This window comes from Thermus hydrothermalis (genome assembly GCF_022760925.1).
In the GTDB taxonomy this organism is placed as follows: Bacteria; Deinococcota; Deinococci; order Deinococcales; family Thermaceae; genus Thermus; species Thermus hydrothermalis.
In genome coordinates this window covers 44,101-68,760 of record NZ_JAKTNT010000011.1, presented here as the reverse complement: position 1 = coordinate 68,760, position 24,660 = coordinate 44,101, and the positions used below count along the sequence as shown (strand labels likewise).

The window sequence follows — 24,660 nt, the reverse complement described above, 5'->3', positions numbered from 1 at the left end:
CGGTTCCGGGGCCTTCCTTTATGCTAGGGCTCGTGGGCGTTCTCACCCGCTTTTTGGAAAGGACCATGGCCCAGGCCAGGTACGACCTCCTGGGGCCGGGGCGTTTCGTGGCGGAGCTCCCAGAGCTTGGCCTAAAGGTGGAGGCCTCCCACCTCGAGGCCGCCCGGGAAGCCCTGCGGGAGGCCTTGGAGGCGTGGCTTCTGGAGGCCTTGCGTTCGGGCCTCACGCCCCCTGGCCTCGAGGGGGCCGAAGACCCCGTGCGGGCCCGCTTCTTCGCCCTGGCCGGGGAGATGTGGCGTCTCCTCAAGGAGCCCCCGCCTCCCAAAGAACTCCCCAAGCCCCAAGAGGCGCCCAGGCCCCAGGAGCCCGCTCGGGCGAAGAAGTTCGCCTCCATAGAGGAGTGGCTTAGGGGTCTGGGCATCCAGGTGGTGAAAAAGCCCCAAGAGGATGAGGAGAAGGAGAAGGTCCTCACAAGGCTTTCCCTCTTCCTGGGCGACCGCTACCCTAGCCTAGAGAAGCTTTACGAGCGCCTGAAACAAAGCCTTTCCACCAAGCGCCAGTTTGAGCTCTCCTTGGCGGAGGCGAGCCAGGAGGAGATCGCCAACTCCACCCAGTTCTGCACCATGCTCAAGCAGTACGCCTTCCTCACCAGCTACCACTACAAGAGCGAGGAAAGGCGCATCCGGGCCAAGGCCAGCACCGAGGGCTTTGTGCAGAACTTCCTCACGGGGGGTTGGCTGGAGCGCTACGTGGCCGAGCGGCTTAGGAAGTTCCTCCGCTCCAAGAACCTGCCCCACGAGGTGGCGATGGGCTACCAGGTGACCCTGCCGGGCGGGGACGCCATGGAGCTGGACGTGTTGGTGCGGGTGGGGGACCGGGTCTATTGGTTTGAGGCCAAGACGGGGGACTTCCAGGCCCACATCGCCAAGTACGCCGGGCTCAAAAAGGTTCTGGGCCTTTCCGCCCGGGAAAGCTTCCTGGTCCTTCTGGGCATGGATAAGGGGCGGGCCAAGGAGCTTTCCGCCCTTCATGGCCTTACCGTGGTGAACCAGGCGAACTTCGTGGAGGCGTTCCAGGAGGTCCTGGAGGGCAATGCTGCGTAAGGTCCTCCTGGTCATGGGGGGCACCTTGGCCTCGAGGGTCTTGGGCCTCCTGCGCCAGGCGGTCTTCAACGCCCTTTACCCCGATGCCCTCAAGGACGCCTTCAACGTGGCCTACCGGGTGCCGAACCTCCTCCGGGAGCTCTTGGCCGAGGGGGCGGTGCAAAACGCCCTCATTCCAATCCTGAAAAGCCTGCCCCCGGAAGAGGCCCAGGCCTTCGCCCGCCGCTTCGCCGCCTTCCTCCTCGGGGTGAACCTCCTCGTCCTGGGCCTGGGCTACCTCCTCGCCCCCTTCGTGGTGGAGCTTTTGGTGGCGGAAGGTAGCCACCTGAGGGAGGAAGGGGCCTTCCAACAGGTGGTCTACCTCACCCGGCTCCTCCTCCCCTTCCTCCTGGGTATCTCCATGGCCGCCCTCTTCTCCGCCCTATTGCAGGCGGACGAGCGCTTCCTCCCTTATGCCCTAGGCCCCATCGCCTTCAACCTGGCGGCCATCGGCCTCATGGCCCTCTTCCCTGGGAACCCCACCTTCCTGGGCCTTTCCGTGGCCCTCGGTGGGCTTTTGCAGGCCGCCATCCAGCTTCCCTTCCTGAAGGGGCTCCGCCTGGAGTGGCGCTGGCACCCCGCCCTGGGCACGGCGCTTCTCCGCATGGGGCCCTTCGCCTTCACCACCTCCTTGCGGCAGTTCCTGAACCTCGTCCTCACCAACATCCTCACCCGCTACCCCCCGGCGGCGGTCACGGGGTTTTACAACGCCGAGGTGGTCTTCCAGATGGCCCTGGGCCTCCTGGCCACGAGCCCGGCCATCGCCTACTTCCCCCGGATGAGCGCCCTGAAGGGAAAAGAGCTCGCCCGCTTCCTGGAAGCCCCCATCCGCCGCTTCGCCCTGCTCCTTTCCTTGGCGGGTGGGCTTTTGGTGGGGTTGGCTCCCTTCGTCGTGGTCCTCCTCTTTGGCCTCTTCGGCCCCCTTACCCCGGAAAACCGGGCCTATAGCGCCCAGGTCCTCTCCGCCATGGGCCTGGCGGTGCTCCCTTGGGGGGTGAACACCTTCTTGCTCCGGGGCCTCTACGCCTTAGGACGGGTGCGGGAGGCGGTGGGGGCGAGCGCCTTGGTCTTCCTGGCCAATACCTTGGGCTACTGGCTCCTTAGGGACGCCGGGCTTTTCCTCCTCAACCTGGCCACGGCCTTGGCGGGGTGGCTCGGCTTGGCCCTCTACCTCCGGCTCCTCGCCCGGGAGGGGGTGAGGGTTGGGGCTTTGCCCCGCTATTTGGGAAAGGCTTACCTGGCGGGGCTTTTGGCCGCACTGCCCGGCCTAGGCCTTGGGGTCTGGGTCCGGGCGGAAAACCCCTTGGCCGCCTTTGGGTCCTTGGTCCTGGGCGGGGCGGCGGGGGTTGGGGTGTTCGTCCTGGTGGGGAGCCTATTGGGCCTGCCTATTCGGGAAGCCCTTGCCAGGCTTCTTTCAGCCGGAAATAGAGGGGCTTGAGCCTTAGGGCGAAGGCGGGCTCCTCCCAGGTGGGCCAGGTAAAGCGGATGGGCTTTCCCCCGGGCAAAAGAAGCCCGATGCCCGCTATGGGAAGGGGCTCGGGGGCATACCAAGCCAGGCGCTGGCTTGGGTCGGCCACGAGGAGCATGCCCCAGGGGAGGCGGAGTTCCAGGAGGCCTCCTTCCCCCAAGGCGTAGTCCGCCGTGGGGTCCCGCGCCCCCGGGGGGTCCTGGCCCTCTTTGAGGCGGCCAAGCTCGTAGACCACCCTGGGGTAGTCGGTGCCGTCCCGGCCCGTGCGGCGGCGGTTGGGCTCCAGGAGGAAGGGGACGAAGGGGCCCTCCCCGGGCTTGGTGGGGCCCCGGAAGAGGAGAAACTCGGTTCCGTTACGCCCCAAGTCCCTTTCCTCAAAGGGATAGTAGCCTTTCTCCACGAGGAGCCTTCTCCCTTCGGCGCCCACCTCCAGGAAGAACTCCGCCCCAAACCCCTCCGCCACCCCCACGCCCCCGGGCACCGTATCCAGGTAAAGGCGCAAGGGTAGGGGCCCCCGGTAGAGGAGCCAGAGGTACTCCGCATCGGCGTGGGCTTTTAGGAAGCGTCCCTCCTCCCGGAGCAAAAAGGGCACACCCTCCCACTCTTCCCCTTTGCCGTCCAAGCGGAAGCCCCCCTTGGCGGTGGCGGCGAGGAGGCCGTAGTTCTCCTCGGGGTCCAGGAGGTTGTGCCAGAAGGGGTCGCGTTCGGAGGCCTCCCACTCCATAAAGAGCCAGTTGCGCTTGAACCACTCGTCCATAAGGGCGAAGACCAAAGTGCCTGCCATTCCGGCGGCTTCTGCCTCCTCAAGGAGGCGGAGTAGGCCCTCCGCCTGGGCTTCTTCCGAATGGCCGCCGTGGTGCCGGCCCTCGGGATTGAAGTGGGCGATGCCCCGGCTGGTGGGGAGACCGATTTCCCCAATGAGGACGGGTTGGTCTCCGTGGTGTTGGCGGAGCGCCTTTAGGTAGCCGTGGTACCGGGATGGGCCAAAGGGCCCTTGGCTTTGCGCGTAGGAGGGGTCTAGGTTCATGAAGTCAGGGTAGTAGGGGTAGGCGTGGTAGTTGGCGAAGGTGGTGACGGGGCTACCGGGAAGGGGGCGGATTTTGGCCATATCCAGGCTTACTTCGTCGTTGTTGAACTCCCGGACCACCCCTTCTTCCGGTACCCTTTCGCCTCGAGCCCGCCTCAGGGCCGCCTCCTCCTCCCGGGTGCTTTCCGTGGGATGGTGGAGGGGGTCCAGGGTGGGCCAGTTGGAAACGGAAAGGGGCCGCACCGTCCCGTAGGTTTCCCACTCGTAGACGGCGAGCCGGTCCAAGACCTCGGCCAGGTAGGTCTCAAAGGGGCTTGCCCCGGGGAGGGCTTCCAGGAAGCGACCCCGGTAGGTTCTCCCGGGGTGCCTCCGGTTGTAGGCCGCCACGGAGTAGGGCTCAAACTCCCGCCCCACCAGGAGGCCCAGGGTCCAGGGGGATACGTCGGCGGTGTAGTCCCCGTGGGCGTGGCCCGGGCGTGGGGGGCGGCGGAGGTTGCCGTGGAGGGCGTCCAGGACCTCCCGCCCCTCCAGGAGGAACTTCTCCAGGAAGGGGCCTTCCCAGTCGGGATACCCCTCCTCCTCGGGAAGCTCCGTCCAGACCCCTTGGAAGAGGTAGAGGGGGCGGTCTTCGTGGAGGCGGTTGTGGTGGAGGAGGGCGCGGTAGAAGGCGGGCGGGAGCAGGGTGTAGGTGCGCACGGCGTTGGCCCCCATGGCGGAGAGGAGTTCCAGCCAGGCCCGGTAAAGCGCCTCCTCCTCGGGGAACTCGGCGGGGAAGCCGCCGGGGAGGGCTACCCCTAGGTTCACCCCCCGCACCCGGAAGGGCTTGCCCGCCACAAAGAAGCGCCCTTCCCGGGCGGCGAAGGGAGGGGGGGCCTTGCGGGCCTTGGGGCTTGGGGGTGGGGGTGGGGGCAGGGTCTTGAGGAGGGCTTCCGCCTCCTTGTAGCCCTGGCGGGAGGCGGCGAGGAGGGCGCTTCGCGCCCCTTCCAGGTCCCCTAGGGCGCGAAGGGCCAACCCAAAGCCGTAAAGGGCCTCGCCTCCCCCCTTCAGGAGGCCCACCAGGCGGCTAAAGGTGAAAAGGGCCTCCTGGAAGCGGCCGAGCCGGTACTGGGCGAAGCCGGCAAGGAGGAGCGCTTCTTCCGGGGGGTCGTGGTCCTGGAGGAGAGGGGAAAGCGCCTCCAAGGCGGCGGCCATCTCCCCCCGGGCGTAGAGGGTGCGGCCCTCCTCCAGGGGTTGGGCCAGGGCAAGGCCCAGGAAGAGGAGGAGCTTAGCCGCCCTGCGCCGCACGGCGAATGGCCTCCACCGCCTCGGGGTTTTCCAGGGCGGAGAGGTCCCCGGGGTCCTGGCCCAGGTAGGCGGCCCGCACCACCCGGCGCATGACCTTGGCGTTCCGGGTTTTGGGGAGGTCGGGGACGAAAAGAACCCGTTCGGGCTTGAGGGGCTTGCCCAAGGCCTCGGCCACCTTCTCCGCCACCGCCTCCGCCAGCTCCGGGTCTGGGGCGATGCCGGGTTTGAGCACGGCGAAGAGGACGATGGCCTCCCCCTTCACGGGGTGGGGCACCCCGATGGCGGCCGCCTCCTTGAGGGCGGGGTGGTTTAGGGCCGCCGTCTCCACCTCCGCCGGGCCTACCCGCTTGCCCGCCACCTTCAGGGTATCGTCGCTCCGCCCCAGGATGAAGTAGTGCCCCTCCTCGTCCAGGAGGGCGAAGTCCCCGTGGACCCAGACGCCGGGCACCTTGGCGAAGTAGGTGTCCAGGTAACGGGCCTCGTCCCGCCAGAAGCCTTTGGTCATGCCAGGCCAGGGGGCGAGGACGGCGAGTTCCCCCACCTGGCCCTTCACCGGCCTTCCCGTCTCGTCCAGGACGGCGGCCTTCATCCCGGGTACGGCGGTGTTGAACCCCATGGGCTTGATGGGCCTTAGGAGGACGTTCCCCAGGATGCCCCCCGAGATCTCCGTGCCCCCGGAGTAGTTGACGATGGGCCGCTTCTCCTCCCCCACCACCCGGAAGAACCAGAGGTAGGGCTCCAGGTTCCAGGGCTCCCCCGTGGAGCCCAAGACCCTTAGGGAGGAGAGTTCGTGGGCTTTGATGGGCGCTTCCCCAAAGGGGATGAGGGCCCGCACCAGGGTGGGGGAGAGGCCCAGGTGGGTGAGGCGGTGGGCCTCCACCATCCGCCAAAGCCTTTCGGGGCCGGGGTAGTCGGGGGCCCCGTCGTAGAGGAAGACCGTGCCCCCGAGGATGAGCCCCCCCAGGATGGCCCAAGGCCCCATCATCCAGCCCAGGTCCGTGAACCAGAAGAGGCGGTCCTCCTCCCGCAGGTCAAAGAGGAGGGCCATGTCCAAGGCGGCCTTCAGGGGGAAGCCGGCGTGGTAGTGCACGGTGCCCTTGGGCCGGCCCGTGGTCCCGGAGGTGTAGATGAGCATGAAGGGGTCCATGCTCTCCATCGCCTCCGGGGGGGAGGCCGTACCGCCCAGATGGGCGTAGTCCGCCTCGCTTCCCTCCAGGGGAAGGCCGAGCCGCCGCACCACCAGGAGGCGTTCCGTGCCCGAAAGGGCCTGGGCTTTCCGGGCCTCTCCTAGAAGCTCCACCCTTCTTCCCCGCCGGAAGAAGCCGTCCTGGACGGCGAGGAGCCTGGCCTCGGCATCCTTTAGGCGGATGGCGGCGGCCTCGGCGGCGTACCCGGAGAAGATGGGGATGGCGATGGCCCCAAGCCAGCAGGTGGCGAGGAGGAGGGTGGCCGCCTCGAGGCCCATGGGCATCCAGATCCCCACCCGTTCCCCCCGGCCCACCCCGAGCGCCTTAAGCCCCGCCGCCACCCGGGCCACCTCCGCCCTCAGTTCCCCGTAGGTGAGGGGGCGCACCTGGCCGTCCTCCGTCTCGTGGAGGAGGGCCAGGCGGTCCTCCGGGTGGCGGAAGACGGCGTCCACCAGGTTAAGCGTTCCCCCCACGAAAAAGCGGGGGAAGGGGAAGCCCCCTTCTACAACCCTTTCGTAGGGCCTCCGCCACGGGATGCCCAGGTGGGCGAAGAACTGGCGGTAGAAGTCCTCCGCCTCCTCCACGCTGTAGCGGTAGAAGGCCTCGTAGTCCGGGAAGCCCAGGGCCTCCATGAAGCGGTAAATCCGGGTGTTCTGGGCTTCCTTAGGGTCTGGGTACCAGACGGGTTCCATCACTTCCTCCAAAAGGGAAAGCGCTTGGGCTTGGGGGGCTCCTTAGGCTCCGTGGGCGGGCCTTGGGGGTGGCGGAGCACATCCAAAAACGCCTTCAGGTCCAGGCGCTCCTCGGGGTTCTTGGCGAGGAGGCGCCTCAGGGCCCGGTCCAGCCTGGAGGGGAGGCTCGTGGGGGGTGGGGGCAGGAGGAGGTGGGCCTGGCGTAGCTCTTCCAGGGTTTCCCCCTTGAAGGGGCGCCTGCCGGTGAGGAGCTCGTAGGCCATGACCCCGAAGGCGTAGGCCTCGCTCTTGGGGCTTGGACGGCTACCCAGGAAGAGCTCGGGGGCCAGGTAGTGGGGGCTTCCGGCGTACTCGGGGCTCGGGTCCTCCAAGGGGCGCAGGGTGCCGAGGTCGCCCAGCTTGTAGTGCTCCCCCTGGACGAAGACGTTGGAGGGCTTCACGTCCTGGTGCAAAAAGCCCTTCTCGTGCAGGTACAAAAGGGCCTCCCCCACCTGCAAAAGCGCTTTTACCGCCTCCTCCCGGGGCAGGGGGCCGCGGTGGAGGCGTTCCTCTAGGGTGCCCTCCTCCAGGTACTCCAGGGCCAAGAAGGCCTCCTCCCCCAAGGGCACCCCCGCCAGCCCCCGCACCAGGTGGGGGTGCTTGAGGGAGAGGGAGAAGGTCACCTCCCGGGCGAAGCGCTCGGAAAGCCTGGGGTCCTGGCGCACCTCCTTTTTGGGGAGCTTCAAGGCCACCTTCCCCAGGCCAGGGGCCTCCGCCAGGTAGACCTGGGCCGTCTGGCCCAGGCCCAGGAGCATGAGGAGGCGAAAGTCCTTGCGCTTCAGGCTATTCAAGGACCAAGACCCCTCCCGGCTTCAGGGCGTGCCCCTCCACGCCCCGCTCCCTGGCCTTTTGGGCGAAGGCTTCCCCGTCTTGCTGGATGGGGGGGAAGGTGTTGTAGTGGATGGGCACCACCTTCTTGGGCTTGAGGAGGTCCAGGGCCTTCAGGGCGTCCTCGGGCCCCATGGTGAAGTGGTCCCCGATGGGCAAGAAGGCGAGGTCCAGGCCCACTTCCCCGATGAGGCGCATGTCCGAGAAGAGGGCGGTGTCCCCGGCGTGGTAGATGCGCTTACCCCCAAGCTCCAGGATGACCCCCATGGGCATCCCCCCGTAGGTGCCGTCGGGGAAGCTGGAGGAGTGCCAGGCGGGGGTCCACTGGAGCCGCCCGCCCTCAAAGCGGTACGTGCCCCCGATGTTCATGGGGACGCTCTTGGCCCCGTGTTTCTCGGCGTAGGTGGCGATCTCAAAGGTGGAGACCACCACCCCGCCCTTCTTGGAAAGGGCCACGGCGTCTCCGAAGTGGTCCCCGTGGGCGTGGGTCACCAGGATGAGGTCGGCCTGGACCTCGGCCACGGAGGCCGCCGCCAGGGGGTTGCCCGTGAGGAAGGGGTCTATGATGACCTTGGTTCTGCCGTCGGAAAGCCAGACCGCCGAGTGGCCCAGGTACCGGATTTCCAGCATAGCCACCTCCTTTAGGGGCACTATACCGGAGAAATGGCCTGGGCGGAAAGGGCACGCTCCAGCTGGCGGTGGAAGAGGGCTTCCAGGATTTTGGCAAAGGCCCGCTCGCCCCAGCTTTTTCCCTCCGGCAGGACCAGGGTGAGCTCCAGCTCCAGTTCCCACCCCCCTGGGGCCCCGTTGACCGAGCCCTCCACCCGGAGGGAGGGGGGAGGGAGGGGCAGGGCCAGGAGGCGGTTCCCTTCCACCCTCGAGGCGAAGGGGAGGACCAGTTCCCCGAGCACCGGGTTGTCCTGGCGCAGCACCCCACGGAGCTCCGGGCCCTGGAAGTGGACCTCGAGGGGAAGCCCCTGGGGCGGGGTGCCGTTTAGGTGAAGCCGGAGCCTGGCCTTCATCCCTCCACCCACTCCACCCGTACCCGGCCCTCCTTTAGGAGGCGGGCCACCTCGGCATCGGGAACGTTGAGGAGCCGGGGAAGCTCGCGGAAGCGGGGCGTGGCCGAGGCCAGGCCCACCCGCACGATGAGCACGTCCTCCTCCTCGGCGCGGCCGATGCGCCACACCAGGTGCTGGCCGAGGAGGTCCAGGAGGTCCTTCTCCACCCCTATAGCCTACCTCCTTATACGGGATAAGGAAGTAGGGGCACGGAAACGTGGGGAGGGGTTGGGCGGTACAGGCGTCCAGACGTGTAGACTCGCCTTAGGGACGGAGGGCAAGATGTGGCGGTCGCTTTACCTGGACCTTTCGGCGAAACGGGCCCGTTGGCAGGAGGTCCCCCCCGAGGAGGTGGCGTGGGGCGGGCGGTACCGCACGGGGAGGATCCTTTGGGAGCGGGAGGCCTACCGCTTTGACCCCCTTTCCCCGGAAAACCCCTTGGTCTTCGCCATAGGCCCCCTGGCGGGCACGGGGTTTTCCAACGCCAACCGCACCAGCGTGGGCACCCGTAGCCCCCTCACCTTAGGCATCAAGGAGGCCAACGGGGGCGGCACCTTCGGCTACGCCCTGGGGCAGCTCAAGGTGGCCCACCTGGTCCTGGAGGGGCAAAGCCCCGAGTGGGTGGTGGTGCGCCTTACCAAGGAGGGGGAGGTCTTCTTTGACCCGGCGGAGGGGCTCCTGGGCCTGGGGAACTTTGAGGCGGCAAGGAGGCTTTTCGCCGCCTACGGCCAAAAGATCGCCTTCGCCCTCTTGGGGCCCGTGGGGGAGTACTTGGGGCTCCTTGCGGGCATCGCCTTTTCCGATATAGACGGCCGTCCCTCCCGCCTTGCCGCCCGGGGCGGGGTGGGGGCGGTCATGGGGTCCAAACGGGTTAAGGCCATCGTGGTGGAGGTGCCGGGGAGGGTGGAGGTCTTTGACAAGCCCAAGGTCCTGGAGGGGGTGCGCCGCTACGCCAAGCTCCTCCGGGAAGACCCCCTGGTCATGCAGTTCTACAACGCCATCGGCACCATGGGCATGGCGGACTTCCAAAACGCCTTTGGGGGGCTTCCCGTGCGCAATTTCCGCGAGGGGCGCATGGCCCCTCCGGAGGCCTTCCGCATGGGCGGGCAGTACATCGCCCCCCTCAACAAGGCCCGGGGAGGCAAGCACACCCACGCCTGCATGCCGGGGTGCGTGATCCAGTGTTCCAACGTCATCGTGGACGAGAAGGGGGAGGAGGTGGTCTCCCCTATGGAATACGAAACCATCGGCCTCCTCGGCACCAACTGCGGCCTTTCCGACCCGGACCAGCTGGCAAGGCTCAACCGCCTGGCCAACGACCTGGGGATTGACACCATTGAAACCGGGGCAAGCCTCGCCCTCTACATGGAAAAGGGCCTGGCCGACTGGGGGGACTACGCCTTCATGGAGGCCAAGCTCAAAGCCCTCTACGCCCCAAGCGAGGAGGCGCGCCTTCTCGCCCAGGGCACGGCGCGGCTTGGGGAGGCCTTGGGGGTGGGGCGCATCCCCGTCATCAAGCGCCAGGCCATCAGCGCCTACGACCCCCGGGTGGTGGAGGCCACGGGCATCACCATGATGGTCACCGCCCAGGGGGCGGACCACACGGCGGGCAACGCCCCCCGCCTGGAAACCCGGGCCATGAAGCCTGAGGAGATCCTCGAGGCCAGCTACCAGGCCCAGGTGAACGCCGCCGCCAACGACAGCCTGGGGCTTTGCGTCTTCGGGGGGAGCGTCACCAACAAGCAGGTGGCCTTCATGGTGGAAAGCATTAACGCCGCCCTCGGCACCCGCCTTACCCCCGCCTTCTGGCAGGAGCTTGGGGAGGAGGTCTTGCGGCTAGAGCACCGCTTCAACCACCAGGCGGGCTTCACCCACGAGGACGACCGCCTCCCCGCCTTCTTCTACGAGGAGCCGGTGCCGCCCAAGAACTACACTGCCCGCTTCCGCCCTGAGGACCTCTCCCCCCTCTACGCCAGGCTCCACGGGGAGGGGTAGCCCGTGCGGGAAAGGCCTCTTTGGGAGGCTTCTTTCGCCGGGCTTTCCCCCCTCGCCTTCTACGGGGGGATAGGCCTTCTGGCCGGGGCCTGGGCCCTGGGGGAGGCCCCGGGGTGGTTTTGGCTCCTCCTCTACCCCTGGTGGCGCCTCCGCCTCGGGTGGCGGGTTTGCCTTTACCCCGGGCGCCTCGTCCTCAAGCCCCCCTTGGGCCTGGCCCGGACCGTGCCCTGGGAGCGGGTGGCGGGGGTGGAGGTGGGCCTTTGGCCGGGGGGGCCTTTGGCCCGGGCCAGGAAGGCCCTTTTCCTCCTCTTGGAGGACGGGGAGAACCTCCCCTTGCCCCTCCCCGAGCTCGAGGCCCTGGCCGAGCGCCTCAGAGCACTTCTAGAAGGGCGAACTTCAGGTAGTGGGTTTCCGGATGGTTGAGGAGGACGGGGTGGTCAAAGCCCTGGCCCCGCTTCTCCAGGACGCGGAGGGTGCGGTGGGCGTCCTGGGCCGCCTCCCGGAGCATCTCGTAGAAGAGGGGTTCGGTGAGGTGGTGGCTGCAGCTCGCCGTGGCCAGGATGCCCCCCTCCTTGAGGAGCTTGATGGCCCTCAGGTTCACCTCCTTGTAGGCCCTATAGGCCCGCTCCACGTCCTTCTTCCCCTTGGCGAAGGCGGGAGGGTCTAGGACGATGAGGTCAAACCGCTCCCCCGCCTTCTCCAGACCCCTCAAGTAGTCAAAGGCGTTGGCCTCCACCGTTTGGAGGCTTAGGCCGTTGAGGCGGGCGTTTTCCTGGGCCCGCTGGAGGGCTTCCGCCGAGGTGTCCACGCTGATGACCTCCTTGAAGCCCAGGGCCAGGTGGAGGCCGAAGCTTCCGGCGTAGCTGAAGACGTCCAGGGCCCTTTCCCCCTGAAACGCCTCCATGAGGATGCGGTTGTCCCGCTGGTCCAGGTAGGCCCCCGTCTTCTGCCCCTCCAGGAGGTCCACCAGGTAGCGCACCTTCCCTTCCCGCACCGCCACCTGCTTGGGCACCTCTCCCAAGAGGGGGCGGACGTAGAGGGAAAGCCCCTCCAGTTCCCGGCTCTTGGCGTCGTTCTTCGCCAGGACGCTTTTGGCCAGGGGCCTAAGCCTTTCCGCCACCTGGGGCAAAAGGGCTTCCCAGGCGTGGGCCGTGGCCTGGACCACGGCGTGGCCGGCGTAGTAGTCCACCACGAGCCCCGGGAGGAAGTCCCCCTCGGCGTGGCTCAAGCGGAAGCCCCCTTCGGGCTCCCTTTCCAGGTGGGGCAGGCGGCGCTTTATGGCGCGGTCCAGGTTCTCCAGGAGGGCTTCCACCGGGTCCAGGGCGGGCCGGAAGCGGAAGGCCCGCACGGTGAGGTCGCTTTGGGGGTTGTAGAGGGCCAAGGCCAGGAAGCGCTTGCCCCAGTAGACGGGGTAAAGCCCCGGCGTGTCGGGCCCCGAAACCACATCGCGGCGGAATACCCATAAGTGGCGGGCTAGGAGGCGGGCGGCCCCGCGTTCGTTGACGAGAATCCTCACCGCTTCAGTATACTTAGGCGGGGTTGGTTGACGCTTGCCCCCGTGGCCGGTATCATGACCGGCGGGCGCACTTTGCGCATGTTTTCACATAAGGAGGGGCGATGGGAGGCCTGGGACTTATCAAGACCCTAGCGGAGAAGGAGAAAGAGCTCCTTGCCCGCCTCGAGGCCGCCAAGAAGGAGGCGGAGGACCTCCTTAAGCGGGCGGAGGCCGAGGCCAAGGCCCTCCTGGAGGAGGCGGAGGCCAAGGCCAAGGCCTTGGAGGCGGAGTTCAAGGAAAAGGAGGCCAGGGAAACCGAAGCCCTCCTGGCCCAGTACCGCAAGCGGGCGGAGGCCGAGGCCCAGGCGGTGAAGGAGAAGGGCATGGCCCGCCTGGAGGAGGCGGTGAGCCTGGTGCTCAAGGAGGTCTTGCCGTGATCGCTCCCATGGAGAAGCTGCTCCTAGCCGGGCCCAAGGGCCGGGCCAAGGAGCTTCTCCATAGCCTGCAGCAGGCGGGGGTGGTGCACCTGGAAACCCTCCGGGTGGCGGAGCTTGCGGAGTACAAGCTTTCCCCCGAGGAAAGGGAAGAGCTGAGGCGCTGGGAAGGGGTGGCGGCGGGGGCCGAGCACACCCTTACCCTCCTAGGCCAGGAGGTGGCGCCTTCCCGGCCTTTCCCGGAGGGCCTCGAGGCGGCGGAGAAGGCCCTTGCCCCCATCCAGGGGCATGCGGAAGGGCTTTCCCGGCAGATGCAGGAGCTTGAGGAGGAGCTTTCCCTGGCCCAGGCCTACCTGGAGCCCTTGGAGAAGCTCGCCGGTTTGGCCCAGGGCTTGGACCAAAGCCCCTTCCTCCGGGTGATCCCCTTCCTCCTCACGGAAAAGGAGTTGCCCTTGGTGGAGGAGGCGCTCCAAAAGGCCTTGGAAGACCGCTTCCTCCTGGCTAGCGAGCCCTACGCCAAGGGGCTTGCTGCCCTTTTGGTGGTGCACCGCCGGGACCTGGAGGCGGCCAAGGCCGCCCTCTCCCGGGCCGGCATCGCCGAGCTCCGCCTGCCTGGGGCCTACGGGGAGCTTCCCCTTTCCCAGGCGGCCCGCAGGCTTAAGGAGCGGGCGGAGGCGGCGCCTAGGGAGCTATCCGAGGTGCGCCAGGCCCTGGCCAAGCTGGCCAAGGAGGCCACCTCCACCCTGCAAAGCCTCTGGACCCGGGCCAAGGACGAGGTGGCCCGGCTGAAGGCCCTAGAGGAGTTGGCTTCGGGCCGCTTTGGCTTCGCCCTTTTGGGCTACGTGCCCGTGAAGGCCAAGTCCAAGGTGGAGGAGGCCCTGGCCCGGCACAAGGAGGGGGTGGTCTACGCTTTTGAGCCGGTGGACGAGCACCACGAGGCGGACCGCATCCCCGTGGCCTTGGACAACCCCCCTTGGGTCAAGCCCTTTGAGCTTTTGGTGAGCTTCCTGAACACGCCCAAGTACGGCTCCCTTGACCCCACCCCGGTGGTCCCCATCTTCTTCCCCTTCTGGTTCGGGATGATCGTGGGGGACATCGGCTACGCCCTTCTCTTCCTCCTCCTTGGGCGCTGGCTTTCCGGGTTCGTGAAGCGGAACGAGCCCCTGGTCATTGACCTCTTCGCCCTCAGGCTCAAGCCCCAGGTGATCGGCAAGCTCGTCTACATCCTCAACTGGATGGTCTTCTGGACGGTGGTCTGGGGCTTCATCTACGGGGAGTTCTTCGGCACCTTCCTGGAGCACCTGGGGGTCTTCGGCACCCCCGAGCACCCGGGCCTCATCCCCATCCTCATCCCCCGCATTGACACCGCCAAGACCGCCAACCTCCTCATCCTCCTCTCCGTGGCCTTCGGCGTGGTCGTGGTCTTCTTTGGGCTCATCCTCAGGGCCTACCTGGGGCTCAAGCACCGCCACATGGCCCACTTCTGGGAAGGGGTGGGGTACCTGGGCGGGCTTGTGGGCATCCTGGCCCTGGCCGCCTCCTACCTGGGGAACCTGCAGGCGGGGTGGCTTGCGGGCCTCATGTACCTGGGCTTTGGCGTCTTTTTGCTAGCGGTCCTCATGAGCCGCATCTGGCTCATGATCCCGGAGATCTTCACCCAGGCGGGGCACATCCTCTCCCACATCCGTATCTACGCCGTGGGGGCCGCAGGCGGCATCCTGGCGGGCCTTCTCACGGACGTGGGCTTCGCCATGGCGGAGCGGATGGGCCTTTTGGGGGCGCTTTTGGGCATCGTGGTGGCGGGCGTCTTGCACCTCCTCATCCTCCTCCTCACCACCTTGGGGCACATGCTCCAGCCCATCCGTCTTATCTGGGTGGAGTTCTTCACCAAGTTCGGTTTCTACGAGGAGAACGGCAGGCCATACCGGCCGTTCAAAAGCGTCCGCGAGACGCAGTAAAGGGAGGGTAAGGATGAAGAAGCTGCTCGTTCTGGTTTTGGTAGCGGTGTTCGGCGCGTTGGCTTTGGCGGCGGAGGAGGCGGCGGCCTCCGGAGGCTTGGACCGGGGTCTCATCGCCGTGGGCATGGGGCTCGCCGTGGGCCTAGCCGCCTTGGGCACGGGCGTGGCCCAGGCCCGCATCGGGGCCGCCGGCGTGGGGGCCATCGCCGAGGACCGGGGTAACTTCGGTACCGCCCTCATCTTCCTGCTCCTGCCCGAAACCCTGGTGATCTTCGGTCTCCTCATCGCCTTCATCCTGAACGGCAAGCTCTAAGGGGCTTCTTGGGCCCTGCCCCAACGGGGGCAGGGCTTTTTCCCAAGGAGGGAAGATGTCTAAACTGGAAGCCATTCTGAGCCAGGAGGTGGAGGCGGAGATCCGCGCCCTTCTGGAGGAGGCCAAGGCCAAGGCGGAAGCCTTGCGCAAGGAGGCAGAGGCCAAGGCCGAGGCCCTTCTGGCCGCAAGGAAGCGGGCCCTCGAGGCCCAGTACCAGGCCGCCCTGCGGCGGACGGAAAGCGCCGGGGAGCTCCTTCTGGCCACCGCCCGCACCGAGGCCAAGGGGGAGGTGCTGGAGGCGGTGCGGGCCAAGGTGCGGGAGGCCTTGGCGGCCCTGCCGGAAAAGCCCGAGTGGCAGGAGGTCCTGAGGAAGCTCGCCTTGGAGGCCCTTTCCGCCTTGCCCGAGCCCAAGGGCTTGGCCTCCCACCCGGAGAACCTACCCCACCTGGAGCCCTTGGCCCGGGAAAGGGGCCTGGAGCTTACGGCCGACCCCGCCCTGCGGCTTGGGGTGCGGGCCTTGGGGAAAGAGGGCAAGACCCAGGTGGAAAACACCTTGGAAGGCCGCCTGGAGCGGGCGTGGGACGCCCTTTCCGCCAGGGTGGCCGCGGTGCTTTGGGGCTAGGCCATGGCGGATGACTTCGCCTACCTAAACGCCCGGGTGCGGGCGAGGCGCCAGAGCCTCCTGAAGGAGAGCTTCTTCCAGGAGGCCTTGGACCTGGCCTACCCCGAGTTCCTCCGCCTCCTTTCGGAAAGCGTCTACGGGGCGGAGCTTGCGGGGCAGGGCCTTCCCGATGTGGACCGGGCGGTGGGGCGTACCCTGGCCCGGCTGGTGGGGGACCTGCCCGGCCTCGTCACCGGGGAGGCCCGGGAGGCGGTGCGCCTGCTCCTGCTCCGCAACGACCTCACCAACCTGCAGGCCCTCCTGCGGGCCAAGGCCACGGGCCGCCCCTTTGAGGAAATCCTCCTCCTGCCGGGGACCCTCAAGGAGCCCCTTTGGCGTCAAGCCTACGAGGCGCAGGATCTCCCGGGCATGGCCCAGGTCCTCTCCGTTCCCGGCCACCCCTTGGCCCGGGCCCTGCGGGCGGTCCTCAGGGAAACCCAGGAGCTTGCCCGGGTGGAAGCCCTCTTGGCCAAGCGCTTCTTTGAGGACGTGGCCAAGGCGGCCAAGGCCCTCGAGGCTCCCTTCCTGCGGGACTACCTGGCCCTGGAGGTGGACGCCGAGAACCTGCGCACCGCCTTCAAGCTCCAAGGGCAGGGGGTATCCCCCGAGGGGCTTTTCGTCCGGGGGGGGCGGTTCGTGGACCGGGTGCGCTTCGCCCGGCTCTTGGAGGGGGACTACGCCGTTTTGGACGAGCTATCCGGCACCCCCTTCGCCCCCTTGGCCGGGGTGCGGGACCTGAAGGAGCTGGAAAAGCGCCTGAGGTGCCTGCTCCTGAAGGAGGCGCGGAAGGGGGCTTCCGACCCCTTGGGGGTGGGGCTGGTCCTCGCCTACGTGAAGGAGCGGGAGTGGGAGGCCATGCGGCTTAGGCTTTTGGCCCGGCGGGCCTACTTCGGCCTGCCCCGGGCCCAGGTGGAGGAGGAGGTGGCCTGCGCATGAGGATCGCCGTGATCGCCGATCCCGAGTCCGCCCAGGGCTTTCGCTTGGCGGGCCTCGAGGCCTACGCCGCCCAAAGCCCGGAGGAGGCCAAGGCCCTTTTGGAGAGGCTGGTGGGGCAAGGGGGGTACGCCCTGGTGGCCGTGGACCAGGGCCTTCTGCCCGAGCCGGAGAAGGCGGTGGAGCGCCTCATGCGGGGGAAGGACCTTCCCGTCCTCCTGCCCATGGCGGGCCTGAAGGAGGCCTTCCAAAACCCCGATGTGGAAGGCTACATGCGCGAGCTGGTGCGGCGCACCATCGGCTTTGACATCAAGTTGTAGGATGGAGGGAAGATGATCCAAGGCGTGATTGAGAAGATCGCGGGCCCGGCGGTGATCGCCAAGGGGATGCTGGGGGCCCGCATGTACGACATCTGCAAGGTGGGTCACGAGGGGCTGGTGGGGGAGATCATCCGGCTGGACGGGGATACCGCCTTCGTCCAGGTCTACGAGGACACCTCGGGCCTCAAGGTGGGGGAGCCCGTGGTTTCCACGGGGCTTCCCTTGGCGGTGGAGCTGGGCCCCGGGATGCTGGGCGGCATCTACGACGGCATCCAGCGCCCCCTGGAGCGCATCCAGGAGAAGACGGGGATCTACATCACCCGGGGCGTGGTGGTCCACGCCCTGGACCGGGAGAAGAAGTGGGCCTGGACGCCTAGGGTCAAGCCCGGGGATGAGGTGAAGGGGGGCATGGTCCTCGGCACGGTCCCCGAGTTCAACTTCACCCACAAGATCCTGGTGCCCCCCGATGTAAGGGGCCGGGTGAAGGAGGTGAAGCCCGCCGGGGAGTACACGGTGGAGGAGCCGGTGGTGGTCCTGGAGGACGGCACCGAGCTCAAGATGTACCACACCTGGCCCGTGCGCCGGGCCCGCCCCGTGCAACGCAAGCTTGACCCCAACACCCCCTTCCTCACCGGGATGCGCATCCTGGACGTCCTCTTCCCCGTGGCCATGGGGGGCACCGCCGCCATCCCGGGGCCCTTCGGGAGCGGTAAGACCGTGACCCAGCAGTCCCTGGCCAAGTGGTCCAACGCCGACGTGGTGGTCTACGTGGGGTGCGGGGAGCGGGGGAACGAGATGACGGACGTCTTGGTGGAGTTCCCCGAGCTCACCGACCCCAAGACCGGGGGGCCCCTCATGCACCGCACCGTGCTCATCGCCAACACCTCCAACATGCCCGTGGCCGCCCGCGAGGCGAGCATTTACGTGGGCGTGACCATCGCCGAGTACTTCCGCGACCAGGGCTTCTCCGTGGCCCTCATGGCCGACTCCACCAGCCGCTGGGCCGAGGCCTTGCGGGAGATCTCCAGCCGCTTGGAGGAGATGCCCGCCGAGGAAGGCTACCCCCCCTACCTGGCCGCCCGCTTGGCCGCCTTCTACGAGCGCTCGGGCAAGGTGGTGACCTTGGGGGGTGAGGAGGGGGCGGTGACCATCGTGGGGGCGGTTTCCCCGCCGGGCGGCGACATGTCCGAGCCCGTGACCCAGTCCACCCTGCGCATCGTGGGGGCCTTCTGGCGGTTGGACGCCTCCTTGGCCTTCCGGCGCCACTTCCCGGCCATCAACTGGAACGGCTCCTACTCCCTCTTCACCGGGGCCCTGGACCCCTGGTACCGGGAGAACGTGGCCCCCGACTACCCCGAGCTCCGCGACGCCATCTCCGAGCTTCTGCAACGGGAGGCGGGGCTTCAGGAAATCGTCCAGCTGGTGGGGCCGGACGCCCTCCAGGACGCCGAGCGCCTGGTGATTGAGGTGGGGCGGATCATCCGCGAGGACTTCCTGCAGCAAAACGCCTACCACGAGGTGGACGCCTACTGCTCCCTGCGGAAGGCCTACGGCATCATGAAAATGATCCTCTCCTTCTACAAGGAGGCCGAGGCCGCCATCCGCCGGGGCGTGAGCATTGACGAGATCCTGGGGCTTCCCGTCATTGAGCGCATCGGCCGCGCCCGTTACGTGAGCGAGGAGGAGTTCCCCCGCTACTTTGAGGAAGCCATGAAGGAGATTGAAGGGGCCTTCAAAGCCCTGGCCTAGGGAGGGAAGATGGACCTCTTGAAGAAGGAGTACACCGGCGTCACCTACATCTCCGGTCCCCTGCTCTTCGTGGAGAACGCCAAGGACCTGGCCTACGGCGCCATCGTGGACATCAAGGACGGCTCGGGCCGGGTGCGCGGCGGGCAGGTGATTGAGGTTTCCGAGGAGTACGCCGTCATCCAGGTGTTTGAGGAGACCACGGGGCTGGACCTGGCCACCACCACGGTGAGCCTGGTGGAGGACGTGGCCCGGCTCGGGGTTTCCAAGGAGATGCTGGGCCGCCGCTTCAACGGTATCGGCAAGCCCATTGACGGCCTTCCCCCCATCACCCCGGAGAAGCGGCTTCCCATCGTGGGCCTTCCCCTGAACCCCGTGGCCCGGAGGAAGCCGGAGGAGTTCATCCAGACGGGCATCTCCACCATTGACGTGATGAACACCCTGGTGCGGGGGCAGAAGCTCCCCATCTTCTCCGGCTCGGGCCTCCCCGCCAACGAGATCGCTGCCCAGATCGCCCGGCAGGCCACGGTCCGTCCCGACCTCTCCGGGGAAGGGGAGAAGGAGGAGCCCTTCGCCGTGGTCTTCGCCGCCATGGGCATCACCCAGCGGGAGCTCTCCTACTTCATCCAGGAGTTTGAGCGCACCGGGGCCTTAAGCCGCTCCGTCCTCTTCCTCAACAAGGCGGACGACCCCACCATTGAGCGCCTCCTCACCCCCCGCATGGCCCTCACCGTGGCGGAGTACCTGGCCTTTGAGCACGACTACCACGTGCTGGTGATCCTCACGGACATGACCAACTACTGCGAGGCCCTGCGGGAGATTGGGGCGAGCCGCGAGGAGATCCCTGGGCGCCGCGGCTACCCCGGCTACATGTACACCGACCTGGCCACCATCTACGAGCGGGCCGGGGTGGTGGCGGGGAAGAAGGGGAGCGTGACCCAGATCCCCATCCTCTCCATGCCCGACGACGACCGCACCCACCCCATCCCCGACCTCACGGGCTACATCACCGAGGGGCAGATCCAGCTCTCCCGGGAGCTCCACCGCAAGGGCATCTACCCGCCCATTGACCCCCTGCCCTCCCTCTCCCGCCTCATGAACAACGGGGTGGGCAAGGGCAAGACCCGGGAGGACCACAAGCAGGTGTCCGACCAGCTCTACTCCGCCTACGCCAACGGCGTGGACATCCGCAAGCTGGTGGCCATCATCGGCGAGGATGCCCTCACGGAGAACGACCGCCGCTACCTGCAGTTCGCCGACGCCTTTGAGAAGCACTTCATCAACCAGGGGCAGCAGAACCGGTCCATTGAGGAGAGCCTGCAGATCGCTTGGGCCCTCCTTTCCATGCTTCCCCAGGGCGAGCTCAAGCGCATCTCCAAGGACCACATCGGCAAATACTACGGGCAGAAGCTGGAGGAGATCTGGGGCGCGCCGCAGGCCCTGGACTAAGGAGGCGGCATGAGCCAGGTCAGCCCCACCCGGATGAACCTTCTGCAAAGGCGGGGGCAGCTCCGTCTGGCGCAGAAGGGGGTGGACCTCCTCAAGAAGAAGCGGGACGCCCTGGTGGCGGAGTTCTTCGGCCTGGTGCGGGAGGCTTTGGAGGCCAGGAAGGCCCTGAACCAGGCGGCCCAGGAGGCCTACTCCGCCCTCCTCCTGGCCCAGGCCTTTGACGGGCCCGAGGGCGTGGCCGCCGCAGGCCTTGGGGTCCCGCCCCTGGAGGGGGTGGAGGCGGAGGTGGAGAACGTCTGGGGGAGCAAGGTGCCCAGGCTCAAGGTCACCTTTTCCGACAAGGTGGTGCTTTCCCCCGTGGGCACCCCCACCTATACCCTCGAGGCCGCCCGCGCCTTCCGGCGCTACGCCGAGGCCCTGATCCAGGTGGCCAACACGGAAACCCGCCTGAAGAAAATCGGCGAGGAGATCAAGAAGACCACGCGGCGGGTGAACGCCCTGGAGCAGGTGGTGATCCCCGGCATCCGCTCCCAGATCCGCTTCATCCAGCAGGTGCTAGAGCAACGGGAGCGGGAGGACACCTTCCGCCTCAAGCGCATCAAGGGCAAGATTGAGGCCAGGGAACAGGAGGCCGAGGGCACCCGGCCGAACCCACAGCTGGAGATCGGGGCGGGCCTCTAAGCCAAGGGAAAACCCCGGGGGGAAGCCCCCCGGGGTGCCCTTTTCCCTACTCCGCCTTGGCCTCTTGGAGGATGTTGAGGAGCACCGTCTGGAGGATGCCCCCGTTCTTGTAGTAGTCCACCTCCACCCACGTGTCCAGGCGGGCGATGGCCTGGAAGCGGATTTCGCTCCCGTCCTCCTTGCGGGCCACGATGTCCACAAGCTTCCTGGGCTTGAGGTCCGAAAGCCCTAGGATGTCGTAAACCTCGTACCCCGTGAGCCCAAGGCTTTCCCGGTTCTGCCCGGGGAGGAACTCCAGGGGCAGGACGCCCATGCCCACCAGGTTGGAGCGGTGGATCCGCTCAAAGCTTTCCGCCAGCACCGCCTTGACCCCCAGGAGGTAGGTGCCCTTGGCGGCCCAGTCGCGGCTGGAGCCGGTGCCGTACTCCTTGCCGGCGATGACCAAAAGGGGTGTGCCCTCCGCCTTGTAGCGCATGGCCACGTTGTAGACGAAGTCCACATCCCCCTCGGGGAGCTTCTTGGCGTACCCCCCCTCAATCCCGTCCAACATGAGGTTCTTGATGCGGATGTTGGCGAAGGTGCCCCGCATCATGACCTCGTGGTTGCCGCGGCGGGCGCCGTAGGAGTTGAAGTCCTCGGGCTTCACCCCTTTGCTCAGGAGGTACTGCCCGGCGGGGCTCTTCACGGGGATGGCCCCGGCGGGGGAGATGTGGTCCGTGGTCACGGAGTCCCCGAGGACCAGGAGCACCCGGGCCCCCCGGATATCCCCCACCTGCCCCTTGCCCAGCTCCTCAAAGAAGGGCGGGTTCTGGATGTAGGTGCTCTCGGGGTCCCATTGGTAGAGCTCCCCCGTGGGGGCGGGGAGGGCCTGCCAGCGCTCGTCCCCTTCAAAGACCTTGCTGTACTCCTTCTTGAAGAGCTCGGGGTCCAGGGTCTTCTGGATGGCCTCCCGGATCTCCTCCATGGAGGGCCAGATGTCCTTTAGGTAAATGGGCTTGCCGTTGGGGTCGTGGCCTAGGGGCTCGGTGGTGAAATCAATGTCCATGCGCCCCGCCAGGGCGTAGGCCACCACCAGCATGGGGCTCGCCAGGTAGTTGGCCTTCACGTGGGGGTTGATGCGGCCCTCAAAGTTGCGGTTGCCGGAGAGGACGGCGGCCACCACCAGGTCCCCTTCCTCCACCGCCTTGGCGATGTCCTCGGGCAGGGGGCCGGAGTTGCCGATGCAGGTGGTGCACCCGTAGCCCACCACGTGGAAGCGGAGGGCCTCGAGGAAGGGCATTAGCCCGCTATTCTCCAGGTAGTCCGTCACCACCTTGGAGCCGGGGGCCAGGGAGGTCTTGACCCAGGGCTTGGTGTCCAGCCCCGCCTCCACCGCCTTCTTGGCAAGAAGCCCCGCCCCCAGCATGACGGAGGGGTTGGAGGTGTTGGTGCAGCTCGTGATGGCGGCGATGACCACGGAGCCGTGGGTGAGCTCAAACTCCTCGTCCTGCCGCTTGACCACGACCTTCTTGCCCAGGGCCTCCGGGCTTAGGCCAAAGCCCCGCTCCTTCACCGGCTTGGTGAGGTGGGCGAGGAAGCTCTTCTTCACCTCCTTGAGGGGCACCCGGTCCTGGGGCCGCTTGGGGCCTGCCAGGGAAGGCTCCACCGTGGAGAGGTCCAGCTCCAGGTACTCGGAGTACCGGACCCTTTCCTCCGCCTCGGGGGTGCGGAAGAGGCCCACCGCCTTGGTGTAGGCCTCCACCAGCGCCACGAGCTCCTCGGGGCGGCCGGTGAGGCGGAGGTAGTTGAGGGTTTCCTCGTCCACGGGGAAGAAGCCCATGGTGGCCCCGTACTCGGGGGCCATGTTGGCGATGGTGGCCCGGTCCGCCAAGGAGAGCTTGGCCACGCCGGGGCCGTAGAACTCCACGAACTTGCCCACCACCCCGTGCTTGCGCAGGATCTCGGTGATGGTGAGGACCAGGTCCGTGGCCGTGGCCCCCTCGGGAAGCTCCCCGTAAAGCTTGAAGCCCACCACCTTGGGGGCCAGCATGTAGTAGGGCTGCCCCAGCATCACCGCCTCGGCCTCAATGCCCCCCACGCCCCAGCCCAGGACGCCCAGGCCGTTCACCATGGTGGTGTGGCTGTCCGTGCCCACCAGGCTATCGGGGAAGGCCAGGGTGAGGCCGTCCCGCTTCTCCGTCATCACCACCTTGGCCAGGTACTCCAGGTTCACCTGGTGGACGATGCCCGTGCCGGGGGGCACCACCCGGAAGTTTTCCAGGGCTTCCTGGCCCCACTTGAGGAGGAGGTAGCGCTCCCGGTTCCGCTCGTACTCCTTCTCCACGTTGTAGAAGAAGGCGTAGGCGGTGCCGAAGGCGTCCACCTGCACCGAGTGGTCAATGACCAGGTCGGCGGGCACCACGGGGTTGATGCGCTTGGGGTCCCCGCCCCGCTTGGCCACGGCGTCCCGCATGGCCGCCAGGTCCACCACCGCCGGCACCCCAGTGAAGTCCTGGAGGATCACCCGGGCGAGCTTGAGGGGCACGTTGATCTCCCCGGGTTCGGGTTGCCAGCGGGCCAAGGCCTCTATGTCCTCCCGCGTCACCTGGTAGCCGTCCTCGTTCCGCAGGAGGCTTTCCAGCATGACCCGGATGGAGAAGGGCAGGCGGCTCACCTCCGCCAGGCCTTGCTTCTCCAGCTCGGTCAGGTCGTAGTAGCCGTAGGTGCCGCTTGCGGTCTTTAGCGTCTTCAGGGTCTTGAAGCTATCCTTCATGCGGGCTCCTTTCCCTTCCCCCATGGGGCAAAGGGCTTGAGCAGTCGGTTTGTGGGGGGAAGTGTTCCCGAGGGGGGGCGCCCACCCCGGCTTTCCCCACTATAACACCTCCAAAAGGGACGTGGCGTGCCCTAGGACGGCGTTGGCCTGGGCCTGGCAGGCGATTTTTAGGGTTTCCAGGAGCTCCTCCTTGGAAATGCCGAGGCCCTTGGCCCGGTGGGCCATGGCCTTCACGCACGCAGATGAACCCGTGGCTAGGGTGGTGCCTAGTAAGGATGCGGGTGCGGGTCCTCTCGTCCAGCGCCCCCTTTTCCGGCTACGGCCGTGTACCAGAAGAAGCCCTGGGGCCTTTTCCGTTAGGAGGGGAATGGCTTCGGGGAGGCCCTCTCCCAGGTTTTCCCGCATGGCCCTTGGCGCCTTTTCGTGGGTGCGATCTATACCCTTAGCGTAGGGCCTGGGGTGGGGGAGGGGTGTCCCACCCTAGGCTTTCCAGGAAGAGAAGCACCTCCTCCTGGATCTCCCGCCAAAGCGCTTCCCGGGGCCTTTGGGCCGGGCGGTCGCCTTTCTGCGGGCCGTAGGCGCCGAAGCCCGCATGGTTGAGCCCTGGGATGAAGACGATGCGGGCGTTCTTTGGAAGTAGTTTTGCCTTCCCCCGGGCTTCTTCCGGAGGGAGGAGGCCATCCTCCGTGCCGAAAAGGGCCAGGGTGGGGAAGCTTTCCCCGGAGAGGTCGCCCTCCGGGTAGCTGGCGAAGAGGACCAGGGGGAGCTTCTCCCGGGCGGCGAGCTCCGCCGCCACCACCCCGCCCAGGCTATGCCCCCCCACCGACAGGGGAAGGCCCGGGTGGGCGGCCTTGGCCTTCAGGGCCGCCTCCTTGGCCAGGAGGGCGATGCCCGAGGGGACCTTTAGGAGGACCACCAGGTACCCCGCCTTGGCCACGGGGGCCAAAACGGGGGCGTAGGCCAAGGGCTCCACCCGGGCCCCAGGGTAGAAGGCGAGGAGGGCCTTGGGGCTTTTGGGGGAAAGCTCTAGCCCGTAGGGGGCCTCCTTCACCTCCAGGCCCGTGCCCCTAAGGGCCTCTTTCACCCAGGGCTCGGCCTTGAGGGGCCGCAAAAAGTAGAGGCTCACCCCCACGACCCCCAGGGCCAGGAGGGTGGCGGCGAGGAGGAAGAGGAGGAGGAGCTTGCGGGCGTCCAC

At 67.4% G+C, this 24,660-nt stretch carries 23 protein-coding genes; 13 read left to right on the top strand and 10 right to left on the bottom strand.

Going from position 1 to position 24,660, the window contains the following annotated elements; genetic code table 11:
- Positions 1-20 precede the first annotated feature (20 nt).
- Together L0C60_RS08210 and murJ are read left to right on the top strand one after the other, a co-directional pair.
- Positions 21-1,103 carry a PDDEXK family nuclease gene (locus L0C60_RS08210; RefSeq protein WP_234504818.1) on the top strand — a complete coding sequence of 361 codons (1,083 nt, stop codon included), beginning with the start codon at positions 21-23 and terminating at the stop codon, positions 1,101-1,103.
- Complete coding sequence (murJ, locus tag L0C60_RS08205; protein WP_234504820.1) at positions 1,093-2,580, top strand: murein biosynthesis integral membrane protein MurJ; 1,488 nt, start codon at positions 1,093-1,095, stop codon at positions 2,578-2,580. Before L0C60_RS08210 ends, murJ begins: the two co-directional genes overlap by 11 nt.
- On the opposite strand, the gene L0C60_RS08200 is transcribed toward murJ, so the two are convergent.
- The 6 genes from L0C60_RS08200 to L0C60_RS08175 are packed head-to-tail and all read right to left on the bottom strand — an operon-like array spanning position 2,528 to position 8,895.
- Positions 2,528-4,921, bottom strand: coding sequence for a tetratricopeptide repeat protein (locus tag L0C60_RS08200; protein WP_234504824.1), 2,394 nt, complete (start codon positions 4,919-4,921; stop codon positions 2,528-2,530). The genes murJ and L0C60_RS08200 overlap by 53 nt on opposite strands.
- On the bottom strand, positions 4,902-6,800 hold the full coding sequence (locus L0C60_RS08195) for an AMP-binding protein (protein ID WP_234504835.1): 1,899 nt from the start codon (positions 6,798-6,800) through the stop codon (positions 4,902-4,904). Before L0C60_RS08195 ends, L0C60_RS08200 begins: the two co-directional genes overlap by 20 nt.
- The gene (locus L0C60_RS08190) at positions 6,800-7,630 is read right to left on the bottom strand and encodes a serine/threonine-protein kinase (protein ID WP_234504838.1); all 831 of its coding nucleotides are present in this window, start codon (positions 7,628-7,630) and stop codon (positions 6,800-6,802) included. Before L0C60_RS08190 ends, L0C60_RS08195 begins: the two co-directional genes overlap by 1 nt.
- A complete protein-coding gene (locus L0C60_RS08185; RefSeq protein WP_234504840.1) occupies positions 7,623-8,297 on the bottom strand; it encodes a metal-dependent hydrolase in 675 nt (224 codons plus the stop codon). The genes L0C60_RS08190 and L0C60_RS08185 overlap by 8 nt, the downstream gene beginning before the upstream one ends.
- A gap of 20 nt (positions 8,298-8,317) precedes the next feature.
- Positions 8,318-8,689 (bottom strand): DUF3809 family protein, encoded by a 372-nt coding sequence (locus L0C60_RS08180; RefSeq protein ID WP_234504843.1) that lies wholly within the window; start codon positions 8,687-8,689, stop codon positions 8,318-8,320.
- Positions 8,686-8,895 (bottom strand): DUF3248 domain-containing protein, encoded by a 210-nt coding sequence (locus tag L0C60_RS08175; RefSeq protein WP_234504846.1) that lies wholly within the window; start codon positions 8,893-8,895, stop codon positions 8,686-8,688. The genes L0C60_RS08180 and L0C60_RS08175 overlap by 4 nt, the downstream gene beginning before the upstream one ends.
- 115 nt (positions 8,896-9,010) lie before the next feature.
- Here L0C60_RS08175 and L0C60_RS08170 point away from each other — a divergent pair, with 115 nt between their 5' ends.
- The gene (locus L0C60_RS08170) at positions 9,011-10,723 is read left to right on the top strand and encodes an aldehyde ferredoxin oxidoreductase C-terminal domain-containing protein (RefSeq protein ID WP_234504849.1); all 1,713 of its coding nucleotides are present in this window, start codon (positions 9,011-9,013) and stop codon (positions 10,721-10,723) included.
- 3 nt (positions 10,724-10,726) lie between these two features.
- Positions 10,727-11,146 (top strand): hypothetical protein, encoded by a 420-nt coding sequence (locus tag L0C60_RS08165; RefSeq protein WP_243092657.1) that lies wholly within the window; start codon positions 10,727-10,729, stop codon positions 11,144-11,146.
- Here the strand turns inward: L0C60_RS08165 and L0C60_RS08160 are convergent.
- Positions 11,094-12,239 carry a 23S rRNA (cytosine(1962)-C(5))-methyltransferase gene (locus tag L0C60_RS08160; RefSeq protein ID WP_234504855.1) on the bottom strand — a complete coding sequence of 382 codons (1,146 nt, stop codon included), beginning with the start codon at positions 12,237-12,239 and terminating at the stop codon, positions 11,094-11,096. The two genes, L0C60_RS08165 and L0C60_RS08160, sit on opposite strands and share 53 nt — an antisense overlap.
- 101 nt (positions 12,240-12,340) lie before the next feature.
- Between L0C60_RS08160 and L0C60_RS08155 the strand changes: the two genes are divergently transcribed.
- The 9 genes from L0C60_RS08155 to atpD are packed head-to-tail and all read left to right on the top strand — an operon-like array spanning position 12,341 to position 20,713.
- Positions 12,341-12,655, top strand: a complete 315-nt coding sequence (locus L0C60_RS08155; RefSeq protein WP_234504857.1) for a V-type ATPase subunit subunit G family protein — start codon at positions 12,341-12,343, stop codon at positions 12,653-12,655.
- Positions 12,652-14,610: a V-type ATP synthase subunit I gene (locus L0C60_RS08150; RefSeq protein ID WP_243092656.1), complete on the top strand. Its 1,959-nt coding sequence runs from the start codon at positions 12,652-12,654 to the stop codon at positions 14,608-14,610. The genes L0C60_RS08155 and L0C60_RS08150 overlap by 4 nt, the downstream gene beginning before the upstream one ends.
- Positions 14,611-14,623: 13 nt before the next feature.
- Complete coding sequence (locus L0C60_RS08145) at positions 14,624-14,923, top strand: F0F1 ATP synthase subunit C (RefSeq protein ID WP_003046223.1); 300 nt, start codon at positions 14,624-14,626, stop codon at positions 14,921-14,923.
- Between the two features lie 55 nt (positions 14,924-14,978).
- Positions 14,979-15,545, top strand: a complete 567-nt coding sequence (locus L0C60_RS08140) for a V-type ATP synthase subunit E (RefSeq protein ID WP_234504864.1) — start codon at positions 14,979-14,981, stop codon at positions 15,543-15,545.
- A 3-nt stretch (positions 15,546-15,548) separates the two neighbouring features.
- Entirely contained in the window at positions 15,549-16,520 is a 972-nt protein-coding gene (locus L0C60_RS08135) for a V-type ATPase subunit (RefSeq protein WP_234504866.1), read from the top strand.
- A 2-nt stretch (positions 16,521-16,522) separates the two neighbouring features.
- Positions 16,523-16,837 carry a V-type ATP synthase subunit F gene (gene atpF / locus L0C60_RS08130; protein ID WP_234505167.1) on the top strand — a complete coding sequence of 105 codons (315 nt, stop codon included), beginning with the start codon at positions 16,523-16,525 and terminating at the stop codon, positions 16,835-16,837.
- 12 nt (positions 16,838-16,849) lie between these two features.
- Positions 16,850-18,586, top strand: a complete 1,737-nt coding sequence (locus tag L0C60_RS08125) for a V-type ATP synthase subunit A (protein ID WP_234504877.1) — start codon at positions 16,850-16,852, stop codon at positions 18,584-18,586.
- 9 nt (positions 18,587-18,595) lie between these two features.
- The gene (locus tag L0C60_RS08120) at positions 18,596-20,032 is read left to right on the top strand and encodes a V-type ATP synthase subunit B (RefSeq protein WP_234504880.1); all 1,437 of its coding nucleotides are present in this window, start codon (positions 18,596-18,598) and stop codon (positions 20,030-20,032) included.
- A 9-nt stretch (positions 20,033-20,041) separates the two neighbouring features.
- On the top strand, positions 20,042-20,713 hold the full coding sequence (atpD, locus tag L0C60_RS08115) for a V-type ATP synthase subunit D (protein ID WP_234504882.1): 672 nt from the start codon (positions 20,042-20,044) through the stop codon (positions 20,711-20,713).
- A 46-nt stretch (positions 20,714-20,759) separates the two neighbouring features.
- Here the strand turns inward: atpD and acnA are convergent, their stop codons facing one another.
- The 3 genes from acnA to L0C60_RS08105 form a co-directional block, all read right to left on the bottom strand.
- Positions 20,760-23,465 carry an aconitate hydratase AcnA gene (acnA, locus tag L0C60_RS08110; RefSeq protein ID WP_234504885.1) on the bottom strand — a complete coding sequence of 902 codons (2,706 nt, stop codon included), beginning with the start codon at positions 23,463-23,465 and terminating at the stop codon, positions 20,760-20,762.
- Between the two features lie 99 nt (positions 23,466-23,564).
- The gene (locus tag L0C60_RS12805; RefSeq protein WP_267962564.1) at positions 23,565-23,690 is read right to left on the bottom strand and encodes a hypothetical protein; all 126 of its coding nucleotides are present in this window, start codon (positions 23,688-23,690) and stop codon (positions 23,565-23,567) included.
- A 217-nt stretch (positions 23,691-23,907) separates the two neighbouring features.
- A complete protein-coding gene (locus tag L0C60_RS08105; protein WP_234504888.1) occupies positions 23,908-24,660 on the bottom strand; it encodes an alpha/beta hydrolase in 753 nt (250 codons plus the stop codon).